General features: G+C 71.6%; 18 protein-coding genes. 10 read left to right on the forward strand and 8 right to left on the reverse strand.

The features are described from left to right. Positions 1-31: 31 nt before the first annotated feature. The 7 genes from KAF39_RS13740 to KAF39_RS13770 are packed head-to-tail and all read right to left on the reverse strand — an operon-like array spanning position 32 to position 6,908. Positions 32-1,558, reverse strand: coding sequence for a serine hydrolase (locus KAF39_RS13740; RefSeq protein ID WP_210677751.1), 1,527 nt, complete (start codon positions 1,556-1,558; stop codon positions 32-34). Continuing rightward, a complete protein-coding gene (locus tag KAF39_RS13745; protein WP_210677752.1) occupies positions 1,555-2,268 on the reverse strand; it encodes a type 1 glutamine amidotransferase in 714 nt (237 codons plus the stop codon). The genes KAF39_RS13740 and KAF39_RS13745 overlap by 4 nt, the downstream gene beginning before the upstream one ends. Further along, positions 2,265-3,377, reverse strand: a complete 1,113-nt coding sequence (locus tag KAF39_RS13750) for a dipeptidase (protein ID WP_210677753.1) — start codon at positions 3,375-3,377, stop codon at positions 2,265-2,267. Before KAF39_RS13750 ends, KAF39_RS13745 begins: the two co-directional genes overlap by 4 nt. A 1-nt stretch (position 3,378) precedes the next feature. After that, entirely contained in the window at positions 3,379-4,266 is an 888-nt protein-coding gene (locus tag KAF39_RS13755) for an aminotransferase class IV (RefSeq protein WP_210677754.1), read from the reverse strand. Between the two features lie 28 nt (positions 4,267-4,294). Next, positions 4,295-5,443 (reverse strand): o-succinylbenzoate synthase, encoded by a 1,149-nt coding sequence (menC, locus tag KAF39_RS13760; RefSeq protein WP_210677755.1) that lies wholly within the window; start codon positions 5,441-5,443, stop codon positions 4,295-4,297. Continuing rightward, positions 5,440-6,129, reverse strand: coding sequence for a MurR/RpiR family transcriptional regulator (locus KAF39_RS13765; protein ID WP_210677756.1), 690 nt, complete (start codon positions 6,127-6,129; stop codon positions 5,440-5,442). The genes menC and KAF39_RS13765 overlap by 4 nt, the downstream gene beginning before the upstream one ends. Next, complete coding sequence (locus KAF39_RS13770; RefSeq protein WP_210677757.1) at positions 6,126-6,908, reverse strand: hypothetical protein; 783 nt, start codon at positions 6,906-6,908, stop codon at positions 6,126-6,128. Before KAF39_RS13770 ends, KAF39_RS13765 begins: the two co-directional genes overlap by 4 nt. A gap of 93 nt (positions 6,909-7,001) precedes the next feature. Here KAF39_RS13770 and KAF39_RS13775 point away from each other — a divergent pair, with 93 nt between their 5' ends. The 8 genes from KAF39_RS13775 to KAF39_RS13810 all read left to right on the forward strand — a co-directional run bounded on the left by KAF39_RS13775 (position 7,002) and on the right by KAF39_RS13810 (position 16,546). Further along, on the forward strand, positions 7,002-8,150 hold the full coding sequence (locus KAF39_RS13775) for a M20 family metallopeptidase (RefSeq protein ID WP_210677758.1): 1,149 nt from the start codon (positions 7,002-7,004) through the stop codon (positions 8,148-8,150). Between the two features lie 314 nt (positions 8,151-8,464). Beyond that, the gene (locus KAF39_RS13780; protein WP_307805218.1) at positions 8,465-10,270 is read left to right on the forward strand and encodes an ABC transporter substrate-binding protein; all 1,806 of its coding nucleotides are present in this window, start codon (positions 8,465-8,467) and stop codon (positions 10,268-10,270) included. A gap of 72 nt (positions 10,271-10,342) precedes the next feature. Further along, positions 10,343-11,386 carry an ABC transporter permease gene (locus tag KAF39_RS13785; RefSeq protein ID WP_210677760.1) on the forward strand — a complete coding sequence of 348 codons (1,044 nt, stop codon included), beginning with the start codon at positions 10,343-10,345 and terminating at the stop codon, positions 11,384-11,386. Then, positions 11,383-12,297 (forward strand): ABC transporter permease, encoded by a 915-nt coding sequence (locus tag KAF39_RS13790; protein ID WP_210677761.1) that lies wholly within the window; start codon positions 11,383-11,385, stop codon positions 12,295-12,297. Before KAF39_RS13785 ends, KAF39_RS13790 begins: the two co-directional genes overlap by 4 nt. Before the next feature lies 1 nt (position 12,298). Continuing rightward, entirely contained in the window at positions 12,299-13,948 is a 1,650-nt protein-coding gene (locus KAF39_RS13795) for an ABC transporter ATP-binding protein (protein ID WP_210677762.1), read from the forward strand. Continuing rightward, positions 13,945-14,907: an LD-carboxypeptidase gene (locus tag KAF39_RS13800; protein ID WP_210677763.1), complete on the forward strand. Its 963-nt coding sequence runs from the start codon at positions 13,945-13,947 to the stop codon at positions 14,905-14,907. The genes KAF39_RS13795 and KAF39_RS13800 overlap by 4 nt, the downstream gene beginning before the upstream one ends. Continuing rightward, on the forward strand, positions 14,904-15,737 hold the full coding sequence (locus KAF39_RS13805; RefSeq protein ID WP_210677764.1) for a serine hydrolase: 834 nt from the start codon (positions 14,904-14,906) through the stop codon (positions 15,735-15,737). The genes KAF39_RS13800 and KAF39_RS13805 overlap by 4 nt, the downstream gene beginning before the upstream one ends. Then, on the forward strand, positions 15,734-16,546 hold the full coding sequence (locus tag KAF39_RS13810; protein ID WP_210677765.1) for a serine hydrolase: 813 nt from the start codon (positions 15,734-15,736) through the stop codon (positions 16,544-16,546). Before KAF39_RS13805 ends, KAF39_RS13810 begins: the two co-directional genes overlap by 4 nt. Positions 16,547-16,642: 96 nt before the next feature. Here the strand turns inward: KAF39_RS13810 and KAF39_RS13815 are convergent, their stop codons facing one another. After that, positions 16,643-17,692 (reverse strand): P1 family peptidase, encoded by a 1,050-nt coding sequence (locus KAF39_RS13815; protein ID WP_210677766.1) that lies wholly within the window; start codon positions 17,690-17,692, stop codon positions 16,643-16,645. A 157-nt stretch (positions 17,693-17,849) separates the two neighbouring features. On the opposite strand from KAF39_RS13815, the gene valS reads away from it, so the two are divergent. Both valS and KAF39_RS13825 read left to right on the forward strand, forming a co-directional pair. Beyond that, entirely contained in the window at positions 17,850-20,444 is a 2,595-nt protein-coding gene (gene valS / locus KAF39_RS13820) for a valine--tRNA ligase (protein WP_210677767.1), read from the forward strand. Further along, positions 20,444-20,656 (forward strand): hypothetical protein, encoded by a 213-nt coding sequence (locus KAF39_RS13825; RefSeq protein WP_210677768.1) that lies wholly within the window; start codon positions 20,444-20,446, stop codon positions 20,654-20,656. The genes valS and KAF39_RS13825 overlap by 1 nt, the downstream gene beginning before the upstream one ends. Positions 20,657-20,691: the final 35 nt, after the last annotated feature.

The raw sequence follows: 20,691 nt of genomic DNA on the forward strand, positions 1-20,691 counted from the left end.
GGACTCGGTCGATCTGCTGCCGGCCCCGTGATCACGCGGAGGGCAGCACGATCCGATGGCGTTCGGCGGCCCCCGCCCGCTCCCCCTCCAGGAGCGTCTGCCCCGGAGCGACGACCGCGGTGCTCAGGCCCTGCACGCGCGGCTCCGGGAGCCCGACGAGCCGCATGTCGACGAGGAGGTCGCCGCGCGCGCCGGTGATCCGCCACCGCAGCTCCGCCTCGGTCGCGGCGGCGACGACGCGGTCGCGGAACGGCGCCTGATCGGGGCGCAGCCCACCGACCTCCTGCACCTGGGCCGCGAGCCGGGCATCGCGCACATCGGCCGGGACGTCGTCGAGGACGTGATCCGCGAGAGCGGGGAACTCAGCGGCGGGCAGACCCGCCCGGAGCGCGGCGTCGATCGCCTGCGCGGCGGCCACCGTCTCCGCCCAAGGGCGGACGACGGCCGACGGCGCGTCGGTCTCCGTGAGGAGGTGCTGCAACGCCGCTCCGGCGACCCGGCGGGCGCCGAACTCGTCCGAGTTGCCGAACGCGACCACGCCGAGACCGGTGGCCGCATGCCACCGCATGTGGGCCGAGAAGCCGGGGAGCCCGCCGGAGTGCTGCACGACGCGGCCGAACCGACGGTCGTCCTCGATGAAGAGCCCGTAGCCGTACCCCGCCCCGGCGAGGTCGCGTCCGTCGAACATGCCCGACGGGACGGGGATCGGCGTCCGGGGCTGCTGCAGCTCGATGCGCGAGGCCGGCGCCAGCACGTCCGGGGCGACAGGGTCGTCGGTGAACGCCGAGCCGAGGAACCACATCCAGGCGGCGATGTCGTCGACCGTGCTGAACATGCTGCCGATGCAGCCGAGTGCCCCGGACCCGACGAACGGCTCCGGACGGAAGGTGGCACCGTCGTCGAACGTGCGGAACCCTCCCGCCAGCATCCGGGCGTCGTACCCGTCGGGCACAGGGGCGGTCCGCCGCAGCCCGAGCGGCTCCAGCAGGGTCTCCCTGATCACGTCCTCCACCGGGCGTCCGATGACCGCCTCGACGACGCGTCCGAGCAGCGACTGCCCGAGGTTGGAGTACTGATAGACGGTGCCCGGTGCGGCCGCCAGGGGCACGCCGGCGGCGAACAGCCCGCCGATCTCCTCGCGGGAGGCACCGAGATGCCGATCGACCCAGGCATTGTCCTCCCCCAGGCCCGAGCGGTTGGACAGGAGCATGTCGCCGGTGACCTCCGCGTCCTCGTCCCGGTGGTGCAGGCGGACGTCGGGCAGGATCGTGCGGATCGGCGCGTGGAGGTCGAGCAGGCCCCGGTCGCGGAGCGCCAGCACGGTGGCGGCGAGGAAGCTCTTGGACATCGAGGCGATGCGGAAGACCGTGTCACGGGTGGTCGGGTCTCCGTGGCCCTGCGGATGGCCGTGGGTGAGGACGGCGCGGACGGCACCGCGCTCGCTCACGGCGGCGATCGAGGCCGGGGCGACGCGCCGGGCGCGCTCGTCCAGGCCGCGGAGGAGCGCCTGCTCCGCGGTCTGGACGTCCACCGGCGCCGGCGGGGTTCCCGGGGTCATGCCGGCACCCCGGCGAGCACCTCGTCGGCGAAGGCCTCGATGAGAGCACGGCTGGCCGCGGTGTTGCGGTCGTGCACGCGCTCCGCTTCAGCGATGAGGGCGGGCAGCGAGCGGCCCTCCCCGCGCAGGGCGGCATCGTCCCACCGCGCGAGATCGGCGGCGGACGCCTCGGGATGGAACTGCACGCCGCGCACGCGCTCCCCCAGCCGGAACGCCTGGTTCTCGACGGCGGCGCTGGTCGCGAGGAGCACGGCCGCGGCGGGCAGGCGCGTGATCATGTCCTGGTGATTCTCGATCATCGGCGCCTCGTCGCCGAGGGCGGCGAACAGCGCATCGGCCCGTCCGGCCAGGGTCGGGCGGATGGGGGTCGCGCCCCGCTCGATGGGGCCGGTCTTCTCGGCGACCTCGCCACCGGCGACGTGGGCGAGCAACTGACCGCCGAGGCAGATGCCGAGGGTGGGGAGGTCGCGGTCGATGGCCTCCGCGGCGAGCGCGCGTTCAGCCGCGAGCCACGGCGCCCGGTGGTCGTCGTCCGGCATGAGGCCGCCGCCGAGCATGACGAGACCGGCATGACCGTCGAGGGTGGCCGGCAGGGATTGGCTGGCGCCGATCACCTCCTCGATCTCGATGCCCTTCTCGCGCAGCCAGGTGCCGAGCCGCCGCGGCCCGGAGCTGACCGAGTTCACCACGACGAGGACGCGCGGGGTCACAGCGCCCCCTCACGCGTGGTCGTGTCGACTGCGGGAGCGAGTGCGGCGGCGGCCGGCTCTCCGGCACGACCGGCGAGGAACGCCGTGTGGTCGGCGTCGGAGTCTTCCAGCACGCGGAGGACGTTCTCATGCGCCGCCGCCCGGAGATCGTCCTCCGACCATCCGCGGCGACGCAGCTCGGCGAACAGCGCCGGGTAGCCGGAGACGTCGCCGAGCCCGTCGGGCATCTCGTCGGAGCCGTCGTAGTCGGCGCCGATGCCCACGGCATGGGCACCCGCGACACGGCGGACGTGGTCCAGATGGTCGGCGACGTCGCGGACGCCCACGCGCGGGGCCTCGCCGTCCCCTCCCGCCTCCCACCAGTCGCGACGGGCCTGCGAGACGAAGGTGGGCACGAACGGGACCATGACCACGCCGCCCTGGGCGCCGATATCGGCGAGCACGTCGTCCGGCACGTTCCGGGGGTGGTCACAGAGGGCGAAGGCTCCGGAGTGGCTGACCATCACGGGCCGGGTGGTGACCTCGAGGGCGTGCCGCATCGTCGACGGCGCGACGTGCGACAGGTCGACGAGGACGCCGATCCGGTTCATCTCCCGGACGACCTCTCGTCCGAACGCGGTCAGGCCGCCGTGCCGCGCCTCGTCGGTCGCGGAGTCCGCCCAGGCGATCGTCCGCGACCACGTGAGGGTCAGATACCGCGCCCCGAGGCGGGCGAACTGCCGCAGCACCGCCAGGGACCCTCCGAGCTGGTCGCCGCCTTCGATGCCGATGAGCGAGGCGATGCGCCCGTCGGCCATCGCCGCTCGCACGTCCGCCGCCGTGCGGGCGATCGCGAAGTGCTGCGGGTGGGCATCGACGAGCCGGTGCACGAAGTCGATCTGCTCGAGCGTGGCCACCACCTGCTCGGCGCCCTCCAGCACCGGGTCGACCCACACCGACCAGAACTGCCCGGCGACGCCGCCCGCGGTGAGCCGCGGCAGATCGGTCTGCGTGGCGGGCACCGCGCCGGACAGCTCCGCGACCCGGTAGCCGAGCAGCGTCCTGCTCGCCCAGGCGAGATCGTTGTGTCCGTCGATCACCCGATCGGTGGGGCGGTCCTCGTCGGCCATGTCAGTCCTCTCGTCCATCCAGCACCGCGTTCATCCGCGCGGTGAGCTCGGGGTCGACGGCGCGTGTCACGCCGTCCAGTTCCCGCACGGGCACCGCACCACGCGTGCTGGAGCACAGCCACAGCGCGTCCGCCCGTTCCAGATCGTCCCGCAGCAGGGGCGCGATCCGCGTGGGGACATCGGCGAGTCCCGCGAAGACGTCCGCCTGCGTCGTGCCGGGAAGGACGCCCTGCTCCGGCGGCGGCGTGACCAGCGCCCCGTCCAGCCGGGCGATCAGGGTCGATCGCGGGCCTTCCAGCACGGCGCCGTCGGTGCTGACGAAGACGACGTCGTCGGCGCCGCGCCGGCGCGCCTCCCGGAGCGCCGCCTGGTTCACGGCGTACGCGAGCGATTTCGCCCCCTGCAGCAGCCAGGGCGCGGTGTGCATGACGTCCTGGCGGTACCCGCGGTCGAGGACCACGGCCGAGACACCCCGCGCGCGGACGCCGGCGGGGTCGTCGACGGTGAAGCCCAGCACCCACCCGGTCGGCCCGGACGACTCGATCTCGTCCCCCCGGGTCATGGCGAACTTGATCGCGGCGATCTCCCCCTCGCGGACGACTCCGGGGCGGGACACCTCGGCGGCCGCCCGGCGCACCGCCGCCCGCCATCGCTCGGGGCGCGGCGGCGGCAGCTCCATGAGCCGCGCCGAGCGCTCCAGCCGCGCGAGATGGGCCTCCAGCGCCTGCGGGCGCCCCCGACGGACCACCGCCGTCTCGAACACGCCGTCGCCGCGGGTCATCCCCAGGTCGGTCGCCCGGATGATCGGCGCGCGCGGATCGACGGGATCGATCCCGTCACCCGCGATGTCATCCGCGAGGTCGAGCCGGTACAGCAGCAGTGCACGCATGGGATTCCGCTCTCGCGAGGTCGGACCGTCAGCCGGCGGTCAGGACGGTCTCAGGGGCGCCCGCCGCCGCGGAGTCGAAGACGCGGGACGCCTCGCGCGCGATGCGTCCCGCGAGCACCTCGTGCCCGAGCCCGGGCCCGGTGGGGACCGCGACCCTCCCCGCGACGGCCGCGACCGGAGGGTCGATGATGTCGGACTCGTAGTACTTGTCGGAGCCCGAGACGTCCGAGGGCAGCAGGAAGCCCGGGAGCGACGACAGCGCGACGTTCGCCGCGCGCCCGATCCCGAACTCGTGCATCCCCCCGCACCACACGGGGATGCCGGCGTCGACGGCCAGATCGTGCGCTGCGCGGGCGACGGCGAGTCCGCCCATGCGCGACACCTTGATGTTGAGCACCCGTCCGGCCCCCAGCCGGATCATCGTGCGCAGGTCTCCCAGGTCGACGACCGACTCGTCCAGGCACACGTCCGTGTCGAGACGCGCCTGGAGGTCGGCGTGGGCGACGAGGTCCCGCGGGGCGAACGGCTGCTCGATCATCGTGAGCGCCTGACCGTCCAGTCGCGCGAACACCTCGGCCGCACGCTCGTCGTCGGCGTACGCACCGTTCGCATCCACGTGGACGTCGAGGTCAGGGTAGGCGCCTCGGACGGCGCGCACCGGCTCCACATCCCACCCCGGGGCGATCTTGAGCTTGACCCGCGGATACCCCGCCGCGCGCTGCATCTCGACCTGGGCCAGCAGCTCGTCGATCGACGGCTCGATGCCCAGCGACACCCCGGCCACGACCTCGTCGCGCGTCCCGCCCAGTGCCGCGGCGAGCGCGATCCCCCGTTGGCGGGAGAACAGGTCCCAGACGGCTCCCGAGAACCCCGCCTTGGCGAACTCGTGCCCGCGTACCCGCGCCCACGACTCCTCCAGAGCCGTCGGCTCGTCACCCTCCGCGCCGAGCAGCGCGGGCACGAGGTAGCGCGTGGCGATCTCCCACGCCGTGACGGTGGTCTCCGCCCCGTAGTACGGGTCGCTCGGCGACGCGATCTCGCCCCACCCCGTCCGTCCGTCCGCGTCGGTCATCTCGACGAGCACGTGCTCGATGCCGGACTTGCGGTGGGAACTCGTCTCGAAGCTGTGCCGGAGCGCCTGGCGCAGCGTGAACAACCGGACGCGGACGACCCTCATGCGTCCTCCTCGGGCCGGGATCGCGGTGCGTCGGGCCCGTAGAGTCCGAGGCGGGCGACCAGACGATCGCGCTCGGCGAGCCGCCGCCGCGCCCCCTTGGCGCTCGCCGTGGTGAGGGCGCTCAGCAGATGGCACACCGCGGCGACCGGGGTCGGCGAATCCGCGTACGAGGCCGATCCGGTGCGCACCCGGATGAGGGAGGTCGCGATGGGCGCCAGCGGGGCGTCCTCGCTGTCGGTGATGACGACGAGCTGACCGCCCGCCTCGTGGAAGAGCCGCCCGAGCCGCACGGTCTCCTCGCGATAGCGCCGCAGCGAGAACGCGATCAGCACGTCACTGGCGCGGACGTCGGTGAGCACGGTGAGCGGCTGCAGGGCGTGACCGTCGACGAGGAAGACGTTCGACAGCGTCGCCGAGAGATCGGCGTTGAGCAGCTGGGCGTACGCGGCCGCCTTCCCCTCCCCGGCGATGTAGCGCCGCCGGGCGCCGAGCAGCAGCGCCGCGGCGTGCGGCACCTGGGCCGAACGGCTGAGCTCCTCGAAGGTCTGCGCGAGGGTGCGCTGCTCGGTCTCGATGATCCGGGCCTGGATGCTCTCGGCGGAGAGATTGGTGCGGATGCGCTCGCCGTAGCGGTCGCGCGGAGAGACGAGGTCGCGGTCCTCCTGGTCGTGATCCTGATCGGTCATGGCGTGCCCTCCCCTGGTGTCGCGCGGTACACCGCCGTGTCGTCGTCGAGGCGCGTCGCCGCGACGAGGATGTCCCCCCGGCGGAAAGCCGCGGTCATGGTGCGTTCGAGGTCGCGACGCACGGTGGCGCGCGCGGCGGCGTCGAGGTCGCCGGGCCTGGTCGGGATCGCGATCCACGTGCCTCCGTCCGCCGCCACCGGTCGTCCCCAGTCGGCGCGGCCGAGGACGGGCGGGACCGGGAGCGCCCGGCGCGCGGTGCTCTCCGGTGCGGTGAGGTCCCACGAGACCACCAGGCGGTCGGTGTCCGGACGCGCGTAGTAGTCGCGCTCGTAGGCGATGCCGACGGCCCCGAGGGAGCTGAGGTTGAAGTGCGCGTTCCGCGAGAGCAACGGATCGAACGTCCATCGCATCGTGCGCTGACCCCACCGCAGGGCCACGGCCCGCTGCGCGAGCTTGAGCGCCTGCCCGACACCTCGTCCCTGATGCGCGGCATCGACGGCGGCCGCCTGGGAGTAGTGGAAGAGCGCGCCTCCGGCATCGACGCCCGCGAAGCCGTAGGCGAACCCGATGAGGGCGCCGTCGTCGGCGAAGGCGCCGACGGCGGACCCGCCGTTGCGGGCCAGCGCGGTCAGCAGATTCGCGTTGAGCGCGTACTCGCTCTCGGTGTACGCGAAGACGCGGGCGTACAGGGCCGATGCCTCCTGAAACTCGGCGTACTGGGTGAGCTCGCGGCAGCCGTAGCCGACACCGGCGTCGGCGGCCACCGAAGAATGAGGCACGATACGTTTCCTAAGATCGAGGATTCCTGCTGCTGTGAGCGATGCTATCGGCGGGTTGCGGGGCGATCAAGGGGCAAGATACGGTTCGTAACCGTGACGACTCCTCCGGCAGTGCGCGACGCGGACCATCCTTCCGACGACATCATCGCACTCGTGCGCGAACTCGTGTCGCAGGAGACGCCCAGCGGCGACGTCGAGGCCAGCGCCCGGATCGCCGACCTGCTGTCCGCCTGGTTCGCGGACCTCGGAGGCACCGTCCACCGGACCACCCACGACCTCGGCACGGATCTCGTCATCGACGTCCCCGGCACGGGGGCGCCAGTCCTGCTCATCGGCCATACCGACACCGTCTGGCCGATGGGGACGCTGCAGGAGGATCTCCCGTGGAGCGAGGACGGCGACGTCGTGCGCGGCCCCGGCGCGTACGACATGAAGGCCGGCATCGTCGTGATGCGGGAGGCCCTGCGCGCTCTTCAGGTCCTGCCGATCGAGCGGCGCCGCGCCGTGCGGATCGTGCTCGTGTCGGACGAGGAGATCGGCTCCCCGGCGTCCGGTCCCCTGCTGGCGGAGCGGGCCCGCGGCGCGGTCTGCGCGATCGGCTTCGAGTCGCCTCATCCCGACGGGGCGCTGAAGGTCGGCCGCCGCGGCAGCGCCCGGGTGCGCATCGCCGTCACCGGCCGCGCCGCGCACGCCGCACTCGATCCCGAGCACGGCGTCTCGGCGATCGACGAACTCGTCGACCAGCTCCTCCGGGTGCGCGCGATCGTCGCGGACCCCGCCCTCCCCGGACCGGTGCTCTGCAACGTCGGGGTCCTCAGCGGCGGGGGTCGCACGAACGTGGTCCCGGCGCAGGCGGAGGCGGAGATCGGCCTCCGCTTCCTCGACCCGGAGACCGAGAAGCAGGTCCTGAACGCCCTCGCCGCGCTCACGCCCCTGCGCGGCGACGCCCGGGTGGAGGTCGGGGTCCTCAGCGCCCGTCCTGCCTGGCAGGCCTCGAGCGAGGACCGGGCCCTCCTCGCCCGCATCGCCGACGCAGGCGCGGCCATCGGGCAGGCGGTCGAGGGGAGGCCGGCAGCGGGCGCCGGCGACACGAATCTCCTCGGCGGCCTCGGGCTGCCGACCGTCGACGGATTCGGACCCCGGGGCGGCGGCGCGCACGCGGTGGACGAGCATTTCCTCCGCTCCTCCCTGCACGAGCGCATCGCTCTCCTGCGCGCCATGCTCACTCTTCCGGCGGACTGACGATACGATTCCGGTTCCCGTGCCCGAGCCGAACGCGGCGGGGATACGTTCCGGATCTCCGTGCCGGCCGGAGCGCGCCGTCACCGACGTCTTCGATGCGCGCATCCTTGCATCCCCGTGTTTCCGCCGTGTTACACCCCATGGGCGACGCGGATTCCTCCCGCATGACTCGATTTTTCTTCCGCGATACGCATCAGATGTCTTGACCCCGGGGCCGTCTTCCGCTTGCATGGTCAGCACCGACCCGGCTTCACTGTGGATCCGGGCGGCGCCCGAAGGGACCTTCCATGCGTCTTGCCCCCCGCTCCAGAACCGTGCGAAGTCTGACCGCCGCCGCGATCGCCTCCGCGCTCCTCATCGCCGCTCCGGTCGGCGCCGCCCAGGCGCAGTCCGTCAGCGCCGCCACCGAATCCCCGGCCCCCGACACCACGCTGCGGATCGCGACCTCCGGATTCGTCGACACGTTCAACCCGTTCATCTCGATCTACCTGACGCCGACGAACGTCATCCGGTACGTGTACGAGTCCCTCGTGCAGAACGACGCGGAGGACGGCTCGCCGACGAAGGGACTCGCCGACTCGTGGGAGGCGACGGACGGCGGCCAGACGTGGACCTTCACCCTGCAGGACGACCTCGTCTGGTCGGACGGTGAGCCCATCACCTCCGCCGACGTGAAGTACACGTACGACCAGATGATGACGGTCCCGGCCCTGGGCACCGCGAACGGCAACCTCGTCTCCAACTTCGACACGGTCGAGGCCCCCGACGACAAGACCGTCGTCATCACCCTGAAGACCCCGCAGGCGCCGAACCCGGGCTCCGAGATCCCGATCGTGCCGAAGCACATCTGGGAGGCGGTCGACGACCCGACGACCTTCGCCAACGACTCCGATGTGGTCGGCTCCGGCCCGTTCGTCCTCGACAGCTACTCGGCCAACCAGTCCATCGTGCTGAAGGCGAACGAGAACTTCTGGCGGGGCGCCCCCAAGATCGACGCGATCCAGTACGTGTACTACACGAACTCCGACGCCCAGGTGCAGGCGCTGAAGGCGGGCGACGTCGACCTCGTCACCGGTCTCACCCCCACCCAGTTCTCGGCCCTCGATGGCGTCGACGGCGTCACCACGCACTCCGGTGAAGGCCGCCGCTACCACTCGATCAGCATCAACGTCGGCCAGCAGACCCGCGACAACGTGCCCTACGGCACCGGCAACGCCGCGCTGCAGGAGCTCGAGGTCCGCCAGGCCCTCCGGCTCGGCACCGACACCGCGACCCTGCTGGACAAGGTGCTGGACGGCGAGGGCACGCTCGCGACGAGCTTCATCCCGGCGTCCTTCCCGAAGTGGCACCTCTCCGACGACGACGACGTGATCGTGGGCTTCGACCCCGAGGCCGCGCAGGCGAAGCTCGACGAGGCGGGCTGGGTGCCCGGCGCCGACGGCATCCGCGAGAAGGACGGCCAGCGCCTGAGCCTGCGCCTGCTGACCGACGCGGACGACGCCAACGAGCAGTCCATCTCCGACTTCTTCGTCCCGTGGATGAAGGACATCGGCGTCGAGATCACCGTGGAGTCCACCGACTCCGACACGATCAGCGCGAAGGCCACCGCCGGCGATTACGACCTGTACTTCAGCGGCTGGTCGGTCAACCCCGACCCGGACTACCAGCTCGGCATCAACACCTGCATGAACCTGCCGACCGCGACCGACGGCACCGGCGGCACCACCCAGGACGGGTACTGCAACCCGGGGTTCGACGAGATGTACGCCGCGCAGCGCTCCGAGATCGATGAGGAGAAGCGCCAGGAGATCGTGCACGACATGCTCGCGCTGAACTACACCGATACCGCCCAGATCGCGACCTGGTACGCCAACTCGCTCGAGGCGTACCGGTCCGACCGGTTCACCGGCTTCACCCTCCAGCCGAAGGACGGCGGCATCATCGCCAACCAGGCCGGCTACTGGGGCTACCTGACCGTCGAGCCGATCGAAGGGGCGACCGCCGGCGGGACCGGCACGAACACCGGACTCATCATCGGAGGCGTCGTGGTGGGGGTGGTCCTCATCGGAGGACTCATCTTCTTCCTGATCCGTCGCCGGAACATCGCCGACGTCGAATGAGTCCGGCGAGACGCCGCGGGCGGCAGGCTACGGCTCCCGCGGCGTCTCGCGGTCCGCTGTAAGGAGACCCCCATGTCCAACGCGGTTCCCCCGTCCACCTCCGCCATCGCCACGAGCGCTGCGGCCGAGGAGCAGCCGAAGGGCGTCGGCGCCCTCCGCTACTTCCTCGTCAAGCTCGGCGGCGCGGCCATCAGCCTGGCGATGGTGATCCTCCTCGGATTCTTCGCCTTCAAGATCCTGCCGGGCGATCCGGTCGCCTCGATCGCCCGCGAGCGCGGGATGAGCGCCGAGCAGGCCGACCAGCTCCGCGAGCAGCTCGGCCTGAACAAGCCGCTGTGGCAGCAGTTCATCGACTACCTCGGCAACGTCTTCACCCTGAACTTCGGCACCAGTTACGTCTACCGCACCTCGGTGTCCGAGCTCATCGGCCAGTACTTCTGGAACACCATCCTCCTGACCGGCACCGCGGCGATCATCGCGATCGCCCTCGGCCTCTGGCTCGGACAGAAGGCCGCGTGGAAGCACGGCTCCACGTTCGACCGCATCGTCTCCGGCACGTCGCTCGTGTTCTGGTCGGTCCCGACGTTCTGGCTGGCCCTGCTGCTGCTCATGATCTTCGGCGGCACGCTGCACTGGTTCCCCACCGGCGGCATGGTCTCCCCCAACCCGCCCACCGATCCGGTCGGCATCGTCCTCGACGTCATCTCGCACATGGTGCTCCCGGTCGTCACGATGGTCGCGGTCGTGTACGCGCAGTACCTGATGGTGATGCGCAGCTCGCTCCTCGAGGAGATGGGCGCCGACTACCTCACCACCGCGCGGGCCAAGGGCCTCCGGGAAGACCTCGTCCGCCGTCGGCACGCCGTGCCGAACGCCCTGCTGCCGACCGTGACGCTGGTGTTCATGCACATCGGCGGCCTCATCGCCGGAGCGGTCACGGTAGAGACCGTGTTCTCCTGGCCGGGCCTCGGGAAGCTGACCTTCGAGGCCATCTCCGGGCCGGACCTCCCGCTCCTGCAGGGCACCTTCGTGGTGTTCTCCACGATCATCATCGCGATGAACCTCATCGCGGACCTCATCTACCGGCAGCTCGACCCGAGGGTGAGGCGCGCATGACCACGGCATCCCCGACCATCCGTTCGCCCCGGGCCCTGGCGTGGCACCGCCGCGGCACCGCGTTCGTCGACTTCTGCCGGCAGTTCGCCCAGCACCGCGCGGGCATGGTGGGCCTCGTCTTCCTCGTGATCGTGGCCCTCGTCGCGATCTTCGCTCCCGTGATCGCGCCCGCCAGCATGCTCGACGTTACGAAGCTCGTGGACGTGCAGCGCTTCGCCCCGCCGTCCTGGGAGCATCCCCTCGGCACCGACCATCAGGGGCGCGAGATCTGGGTCCGCATGGTGTGGGGCGCCCGAGTGTCGCTGCTCGTCGGCCTCGCCGCCACCGCGATGTCGATGATCATCGGCACCCTCGTCGGCCTCTCCGCGGGCCACTTCACCGGCTTCTTCGGCGGGCTGATGATGCGCATCATCGACTTCTTCCTCGTGCTGCCGTCGCTGATCCTCGCGATCGTGCTGTCGTCGGTGCTGAGCCGCGGCGTCTGGACGATCATCATCGCGATCGGCCTGACCTCCTGGGCCGGCACCGCCCGCGTCGTCCGGGCACAGACCCTCTCCGTCGAATCGCGCGACTACATCGAACGCTCGCGCGCTCTCGGCGCCGGGCACTGGCACATCATCATGAAGCACCTCCTCCCCGGGGTGCTGCCCCTCGTGCTCGCCAACACGACGCTCACGGTCGGCTCGGCGATCATCTCCGAGTCCACCCTGGCGTTCCTCGGCCTCGGCGACACCACCCTGCAGTCGTGGGGCTCGATCCTGAAGAACGCGATGGACGTCTCCGCGGCGACCAGCGGCTACTGGTGGTACGTGCTCGTGCCCGGCATCGCCATCGTCCTCGTCGTGCTGTCGTTCACCCTGATGGGCCGCGCCGTCGAGAACATCACCAACCCGACGCTGAGGAGCCGCTGAGATGCCCGACCTGATCTTCGACGACGTCTCCATCACGTACCGCACCTCGGGGCGGTCGGGTCGCGACGAGGTGGCGGCCGTGCGCCACGTCTCGCTCACCCTCCCCGCCGGGCAGACCCTCGGCATCGCCGGCGAATCCGGCTCCGGCAAGTCCACTCTCGCCATGAGCGTGCTCCGGCTCCTGCCGCGCAACGCCCGGCTCAGCGGCCGCGTGCTGCTGGGCGACCAGGACGTCGCCACGTTGTCCTTCGGGCAGCTGCGCGCCGTGCGCTGGGCGCAGACGTCCATCGTGTTCCAGGGGGCGATGCACTCGCTCAACCCGGTCCGCACCGTCGGCTGGCAGCTCCTGGAGGCGCTGGAGCTGCACGCCTCCGACCGATGGAAGGGCGAGAAGGCGCGCAAGGAACGGGTCCGGGAGCTGCTCGACATCGTCGACCTGCCGCAGCAGAAGAGCGAGTCGTACCCGCACGAGCTCTCCGGCGGCCAGAAGCAGCGCGTCATGATCGCGATGGCCCTCGCGTGCGATCCCGAGGTCATCATCGCGGACGAGCCGACCACCGCGCTCGACGTGATCGTGCAGAAGCAGATCCTCGACATGATCTCCCGTCTCGTGGCGGAGCGCGGCATCTCGATGCTCATGATCAGCCACGACCTCTCGGTGCTCGCCACCGCGTGCGACCGGATCGCCATCATGCGCGACGGGGAGCTGGTCGAGGTCGGCGAGAGCTATGCGGTCTGCACGACTCCGCAGGAGGCGTACACCCGCCAGCTCGCCGACGCCTTCCCCACGATCGGCGACCCGGCCTCGCGAATGGCCCCGGTGACGCGACACGGCCGCGATGCGGACGATGTGCCGGAGATCACGCACGGCGACGAGGTGCTGCTGGAGGCGCGCGGCGTCAACGTCACCTACCGCTCCGGCGGGCGCCCCGTGCATGCGGTCCGCGACGTCGACCTCTCGGTGCGCACGGGCGAGATCGTCGCGCTGGTCGGCCAGTCCGGCTCCGGCAAGTCGACCCTCGCCCGCGCGCTCATGGGGCTCCAGCCCGCCGACCCGGGGTCGCAGATCCTCTTCGACGGCGCACCGATCCCGTCGAAAGGGCGCGACCTCGCACGGTTCCGCTCGCAGGTGCAGCTCGTGCTCCAGGATCCGTGGGCGGCGCTGAACCCGAAGCACAGCGTGTACGAGTCCGTCGCCGAGGGGCTGCGTGTGCAGCGCTTCCCCGGCGATGAGCGCGAACGCGTGGCGCAGAGCCTCGCCGACGCGGAGCTCACGCCGCCGGAGCAGTATTTCGGTGCCATCCCGCAGGAGCTCAGCGGCGGGCAACGGCAGCGCGTCGTCATCGCCGGTGCGCTCGCCGTGCAGCCGCAGATGCTCATCGCCGACGAGCCGGTCGCCTCGCTCGACGCGTCCGTGCGCGGAGAGATCCTCGGACTCCTGCTGGAGCTGCGTCGCCGCCTCGGCCTCTCCGCCCTCGTCATCACACACGACCTCGGCCTGGCCTGGAACATCGCCCACACCGTCGCGGTGATGTACCACGGACAGATCGTCGAGCACGGCCCCACCGAAGAGGTGCTGCTGAACCCGCAGCACGAGTACACCCGGCACCTGCTGTCAGCGGCGCCGCGCATCGAGGAGAAGACGGCATGAGCGTCCTGACGGAGGCGGCGGTGTCGCCGTATCTCGACACGGCTCCCCTGCAGCCCGGCGACACGGTGGCGATCGTCTCGCCGTCCGGTCCCGGCAACGAGGAGAACACCCAGCGCGCCGTCGGCTACTACGAGTCCTGGGGCCTGAACGTCCGGGTGGGCGCGCACGTCCTCACGCCCCACCCGCGCGCGTCATACCTCGCGGGGCCGGACGACCTCCGCCGCGCCGATCTCGTCGACGCCTGGCTCGATCCGGACGTTGACGCCGTCGTCACGGCACGCGGCGGCTATGGTGCCCTGCGCCTGCTCGACGGCATCGACTGGGCCGAGATGCGCCGGGGAGCGCTGCGCCGGGACGGGCGGCCGAAGCTCCTCACGGGCTCGTCCGACGTGACCGCCCTGCACGAGACATGGCGCGCGCACCTCGACGTCGCGACGCTCTTCTGCCCGATGGCGGGGAACAACGTCTTCCGCGATTCGGAGCAGGTGCGCGACGACGTGCAGCGGTGGCTCTTCGAACCCTGGCGCGGGCGGGAGCTCATCGGCCCGAAGACCGAGATCATGACGCCGGGCCGCGCCGAAGGGCGCTTCACGGGCGGCAACCTCAGCCTGCTCGCGGCCGGACTCGGCGCCCCGGAGGCGGACGTCCCCTCCCCCGGCATCCTGTTCCTGGAGGACATCACCGAGGAGCCGTACCGCCTCGACAGCTTCGTCACGCAGCTTCGGCGCGCGGGCCGTCTCGCCCAGGCGACGGGCATCGTGCTCGGCTCCTGGCACGAGTGCGGCGACCTCGACCTCGTCCACGCGCTCATGCGGGACGAGTTCCAGGACGCCGGGGTGCCCGTGCTGTGGGAGCAGGGCTTCGGCCACGACCCGCACGCCTTGACCATCCCGCTCGGCGTCGACGGGGTACTGGACGCGACCGGCGACGAGCCCCGCCTCACGGTGGGACGGCCATGATCGCTCTTCCGCCCCTCGATCCCCGCGTCACGTGGTCGATCCGGCTCGTCGACGCCGGCAGCGGGGAGACCCTGGCCGAGCACGAGCCGCACACGCAGTGCGAGACCGCGAGCATCGGCAAGATCTTCCTGCTCCTCGAGGTCGCGCGCCGCCTGGAGGACGGCACGCTCGCCGCCGACGACCGCATCGTGATCCCGGACGAGCACCGCGTCGAGGACTCCGGGCTCCTGTACCGCATGCACGATCAGCGCGTCACCGTGCACGACGCGGCGCTCCTCGTCGGGGCGGTCAGCGACAACCTCGCGACGAACGCCCTGCTCCACCTCTGCGGTCTGGAGGAGGTGCGGGCCGTCGCTCCCGCACTCGGATACCGCGACACCGCCCTGCACGACTACATCCGCAACGAGCGCACCCCCGACCTGCCCTGGACCCCGTCGTTCGGCACCGCGGCGGAGCTGTCCGACGTGATGCTCCGGCTCGGGGCGGGCGAGGCGTTCTCCCCCACGGTGAGCGCGCGGGTGCTCGACTGGCTCGCCGCCGACACCGACACGTCGATGACCGCCGATGCCTTCCTCCTCGACCCGCTCGCCCACGTCGAGGCCGAGTACCAGGGCATGGTGCTGCGCCACAAGACCGGCAGCGTGAGCTTCGCCCGCGTGGACGTCGGGCTCCTGCGCGGACCGCAGGCGGCCGTCGCGTACGCGGTGGCGGCGAACTGGAAAGACTCCGCGGCCGATCTCCGCGCCCCCGTGCTCGACGGGATGCGGGCCGTCGGCGAGCTCATCCGCGCGCACGTGACCGGACGAGCGAGGGATGAGGCGGACGCATGAGCGCCATCGACGTCGACCTCCCGGAAGAGAACGGCACCGTGTGGTCGGTCCTCGTCCAGGACATCGACTCCGGCGAGGTGCTGCTGCAGCACGACCCCGAGACCGTGCAGGACACCGCGAGCGTCGGCAAGGTCTTCCTCCTGCATCGCCTCCTCGCCGAGGTGGACGCCGGCACGCGCACCCTCGAGGACCGTGTGACCCGACGGCCGGTCGAGGCCATCGAGGACTCCGGTCTCTGGTACCTGCTGCAGGCGTCCGAGCTATCGCTGTACGACGTGGCCGCCCTCATCGGTGCCGTGAGCGACAACGCCGCGACCAACACGCTGGGCCGCGTCATCGGCATCCCGACCGTGCAGGAGCACACCCGCGCGCTCGGCTACACGGCATCGGCGCTCGACGACATCGTGCGCTGGCCGATCCCGCCCGGCGCCCCGACGACGCTGTCCCACGCGAACGCCGCGGAGCTCGTGCGCTTCATGTCACGGCTGGCCGACGGCGCCGACCTCTCTCCCGCCTCCGCCGACACGCTGCGCCGCTGGCTCGGCGCCGGCATGGACCTCTCGATGGTCGCCTCGGCCTTCGACCTCGACCCGCTCGCGCACTGGGGCTTCGACCGCGGCGTCTGGCTGCTGAACAAGACCGGCACGATCTCCCGCGTCCGCGCCGACACCGGGATCGTCATGTCCCCCACCCGCCGGATCGCCTACGCCGTCTTGGCGAACTGGGACCGGGGTGCCGACGGACGCGGCCCCGTGCTGGCCGCGATGCGGCGCATCGGCGAGGGCATCTACGCCGCGCTCGCCGACTGACCACCGTTCACAACTCAGGAGTTCCGGCCGATGGCGGCGCGGCGCGCCGCGCCTGCGGCGCCCACCGCCCACCTTCTCCTGAGTTGTGAACGCGAGTCAGACGGCTCCGGCTCGCGTCAGGCGCTCCCGCACCTGGTCGATCGGCACCGCATGCGCGGTCCGCCCGTCGGGGCCTACCGTCGTCTCCGCCGCGAGTACGGAGTTGACCAGCGCCTCCTCCACCGCGTCCATCGTCGCGGCGAAGAGCGGCGACAGCTCGTCGTCCGGCGCGGGCCCCTGGGCCGTGCTCTCGGCCACCGAGAACGCGATGGCGTAGTCACCGCTGCCCTGCGCGTAGTCCGCGCCGACACCCCGCATCGCGAAGACGGCGCGGTTGGCCACCCGGCCCAGCTGGCGGCCGTCGACCAGGGCGTCCGTGGCGACGACGATCATGCAGGAATTGCCGACGGGCTGTGCCGGGGCATCGGCGAGCAGCTCCTCGGCGGGCAGCGGTACCCCCGCGATCCGCAGCGTTCCGCTGAAGTTCGTCTGCACGAGCGCGCCCACCGTGTGCGGACGCCCCGCGACCTCGACCAGGCGCGAGGCCGTTCCGATACCGCCTTTGTATCCGAGGGCGACGGTTCCGGCGCCGGCACCGACGCACCCCTCCGCGACCGGACCCGGCGCCGCCGCAGCCAGCGCGGTCGTCACCTGCTCCTCCCCCACGGCCCGTCGACGGATGTCGGAGAGGAAGCCGTCGTTCGTCTCTCCCACCACCGGATTCAGCGTCGTCGTCCGCGCGTGCATCGGCGTCGCCAACAGATGCCCGAGGAGCGCGTCGGCGACGCGGAACACCGACAGTGTCGAGGTCAGCAGGATCGGCGTCTCGAGCGCCCCGAGCTCGCGGAGCTGCGTGGCGCCGACGAGCTTGCCGTAGCCGTTGCCGACGGAGAGGTTCGCCGGCAGGCTGCGGCGCTCGGCGGTGAGCGCGTCGGGGACGATCGCGGTCACGCCCGTGTGCAGGCCGTCGCCATGCAGCGTGGCATGCCCTACCCGCACCCCGGGGACGTCGGTGATCCCGTTCCCCGGGCCGCGGGCGAAGGCCCCGGAGGGGACGCCGAGATCGGCCAGGCGAGGACGGGAGGCGCGCGACGACGGCGGTGTCATACCCCGATCCTCCCAGCGGCGACGGGGCGGGTGGCAGCGCCGCGCCGGATGCGCCCGCGGGGCGAGCACCCCGCTTCCCCGCTCGGTAGACTGGGCGGCACCACCCACACTCAGGCACGCTCACACAGTGCCGCATACATCGCTCGAGGAGACCTCCATGTCCGCCATTCCCGACAAGCCCGCACTCGAAGGTCTCGAAGCGAAGTGGGACGCCGCCTGGGCGGAGCAGGGCACGTACCTGTTCGACCGTCTGCGCGCCGCCGAGCTCGGCCGTGAGGGTGTCTACTCGATCGACACCCCGCCGCCGACGGCCTCGGGCAGCCTCCACATCGGTCACGTGTTCTCCTACACGCACACCGACGTCAAGGCCCGGTACGAGCGGATGCGCGGCAAGACCGTGTTCTACCCGATGGGCTGGGACGACAACGGTCTGCCCACCGAGCGCCGCGTGCAGAACTACTACGGCGTCCGCTGCGACCCGTCGCTCCCCTACGACGCCGACTTCACCCCGCCCTTCGAGGGCGGCGACAACAAGTCGAGCCGGGCTGCCGACCAGCTGCCCATCAGCCGCCGCAACTTCATCGAGCTGTGCGAGCGCCTCACGATCGAGGACGAGAAGCAGTTCGAGGCGCTGTTCCGTCAGCTCGGGCTGAGCGTGGACTGGACGCAGACCTACCGCACGATCTCCGACGACACGATCCGGCAGAGCCAGCTCGCCTTCCTCCGCAACATCGAGCGCGGCGAGGCGTACCAGGCCCTCGCACCGACGTTGTGGGACATCGACTTCCGCTCCGCGATCGCACAGGCCGAGCTCGAGGACCGCGACCAGCAGGCCGCGTACCACACGATCGAGTTCCCCTTCGCGGACGGCTCCGGCTCCATCGCGATCGACACCACGCGCCCGGAGCTCCTTCCCGCCTGTATCGCGATCGTGACCCACCCCGAGGGGCCGCACAAGCACCTCATCGGCACCAAGGTGCGCACCCCCTACTTCGGCGCCGAGATCGAGATCCACGGCCACCACCTCGCCCAGCCCGACAAGGGCACCGGCGCGGCGATGGTCTGCACCTTCGGCGACGTGACCGACATCATCTGGTGGCGCGAGCTGCGCACCGCCGCCGGCGAGTCCCTGCCGAACATGACGACGATCGGTCTCGACGGCCGCTTCCTCGCCGAGGCCCCCTCGATCGTGGCTGACGCGGAGGCGCGCGCCTGGTACGCGGAGAACGTGGCGGGCAAGACCGTCTTCAGCGCCCGCAAGGCGATCGTCGAGAAGCTGCAGGAGACCGGCGACATGACCGCCGTCGGCAAGCCGTTCCAGCACGCCGTGAAGTTCTTCGAGAAGGGCGACCGCCCGCTCGAGATCGTCTCGACCCGCCAGTGGTACATCCGCAACGGTGCCCGCGACGGCGAGCTGCGCGAGCAGCTCCTCGCGCACGGCACCGAGCTGGCGTGGCACCCCGACTTCATGCGGGTCCGCTACGAGAACTGGGTCGGCGGGCTCACGGGCGACTGGCTCGTGTCCCGGCAGCGGTTCTTCGGCGTGCCGATCCCGCTGTGGTACGCGCTGGACGAGAACGGCGAGCGCGACTACGACCGCGTGCTCACCCCCGATGCAGCCGCGCTGCCCATCGACCCGACCACCGATGTCCCGGCGGGCTACACCGAGGCCCAGCGCGGCGTGCCGGGCGGGTTCGACGCCGAGGCCGACATCCTCGACACGTGGGCGACGTCGTCGCTGACCCCGCAGCTCGCGGGCGGCTGGCAGCGCGACGAGGAGCTGTGGCAGCTCACCGCTCCGTTCGACCTGCGTCCGCAGGGGCAGGACATCATCCGCACCTGGCTCTTCTCGACCATGCTGCGCTCCACGCTCGAAGACGGCCGCGCCCCGTGGAAGAACGCCGCGATCTCCGGCTTCATCGTCGATCCCGACCGCAAGAAGATGTCGAAGTCGAAGGGCAACGTGGTCACCCCGGCCGACGTGCTCGACGCCCACGGTTCGGATGCGGTGCGGTACTGGGCGGCCTCGAGCCGCCTCGGCATGGACGCGGCGTTCGACCCGCAGAACCCGACCCAGGTGAAGATCGGCCGACGGCTGGCGATCAAGGTGCTCAACGCCGCCAAGTTCGTGCTGTCGTTCCCGGTGCCCGAGGGCGCGCAGGTGACGCACGCACTGGACGCCTCGATGCTCACGGCGCTCGACGGCGTGGTGGCCGAGGCGACCGCGGCCTTCGACCGGTATGACGCGGCCCGGGCGCTGGAGCTGACCGAGGCGTTCTTCTGGACGTTCTGCGACGACTACCTGGAACTCGTGAAGGAGCGGGCCTACAACCAGAACGACGTCGGGCAGGCCTCTGCCGCTCTCGCGCTGCGTCTGGCGCTGTCCACGCTCCTCCGGCTGCTCGCGCCGGTGCTCTCCTTCGCCACGGAGGAGGCCTGGTCGTGGTTCGAGGAGGGCTCGGTGCACACCGCGTCCTGGCCCGAGGCGCTCGGCATCGAGGGCGACCCGGCCGTGCTGTCCGCCGCGAGTGAGGCACTCATCGGCATCCGCCGCGCGAAGACCGAGGCGAAGGCATCGCAGAAGACCCCGGTCTCGCGGGCCGCGATCGCCGCTCCCGCCGCGAAGGTCGAGGCGCTGCGTGCCGCGGCGGACGATCTCCGTGCGGTGGGCCGCATCGCCGAGCTCGAGATCACCGAGGCGGAGGAGTTCGCGGTCACCGCGATCGAGCTCGCCCCGGTCGAGGCCTCCTGATGCAGCTCGGCACGCGCTGGGCCGCGGGGGCCCAGCCTCCCGCGTCGGTTCCCGAGGCGCTGCGTCCCGCGATCGCCGAGGTCGAGTCCCGGGGCCTCACCGGCCACTGGACCCTCACGTGGCTCGAGGGCCGGGCGATCGCGGAGCTCGACGCCGGCTGGGAGGTCCTGCAGTCCCCTTCCGGAGAGGTCCTCACCCGCCCCTTCTCCTAATCCTGTTCTCGGAGCCCCGAGGCCCCGCTTTCTCG

The sequence above is a fragment of the Microbacterium sp. BLY genome, assembly GCF_017939615.1.
Lineage (GTDB): Bacteria > Actinomycetota > Actinomycetes > Actinomycetales > Microbacteriaceae > Microbacterium.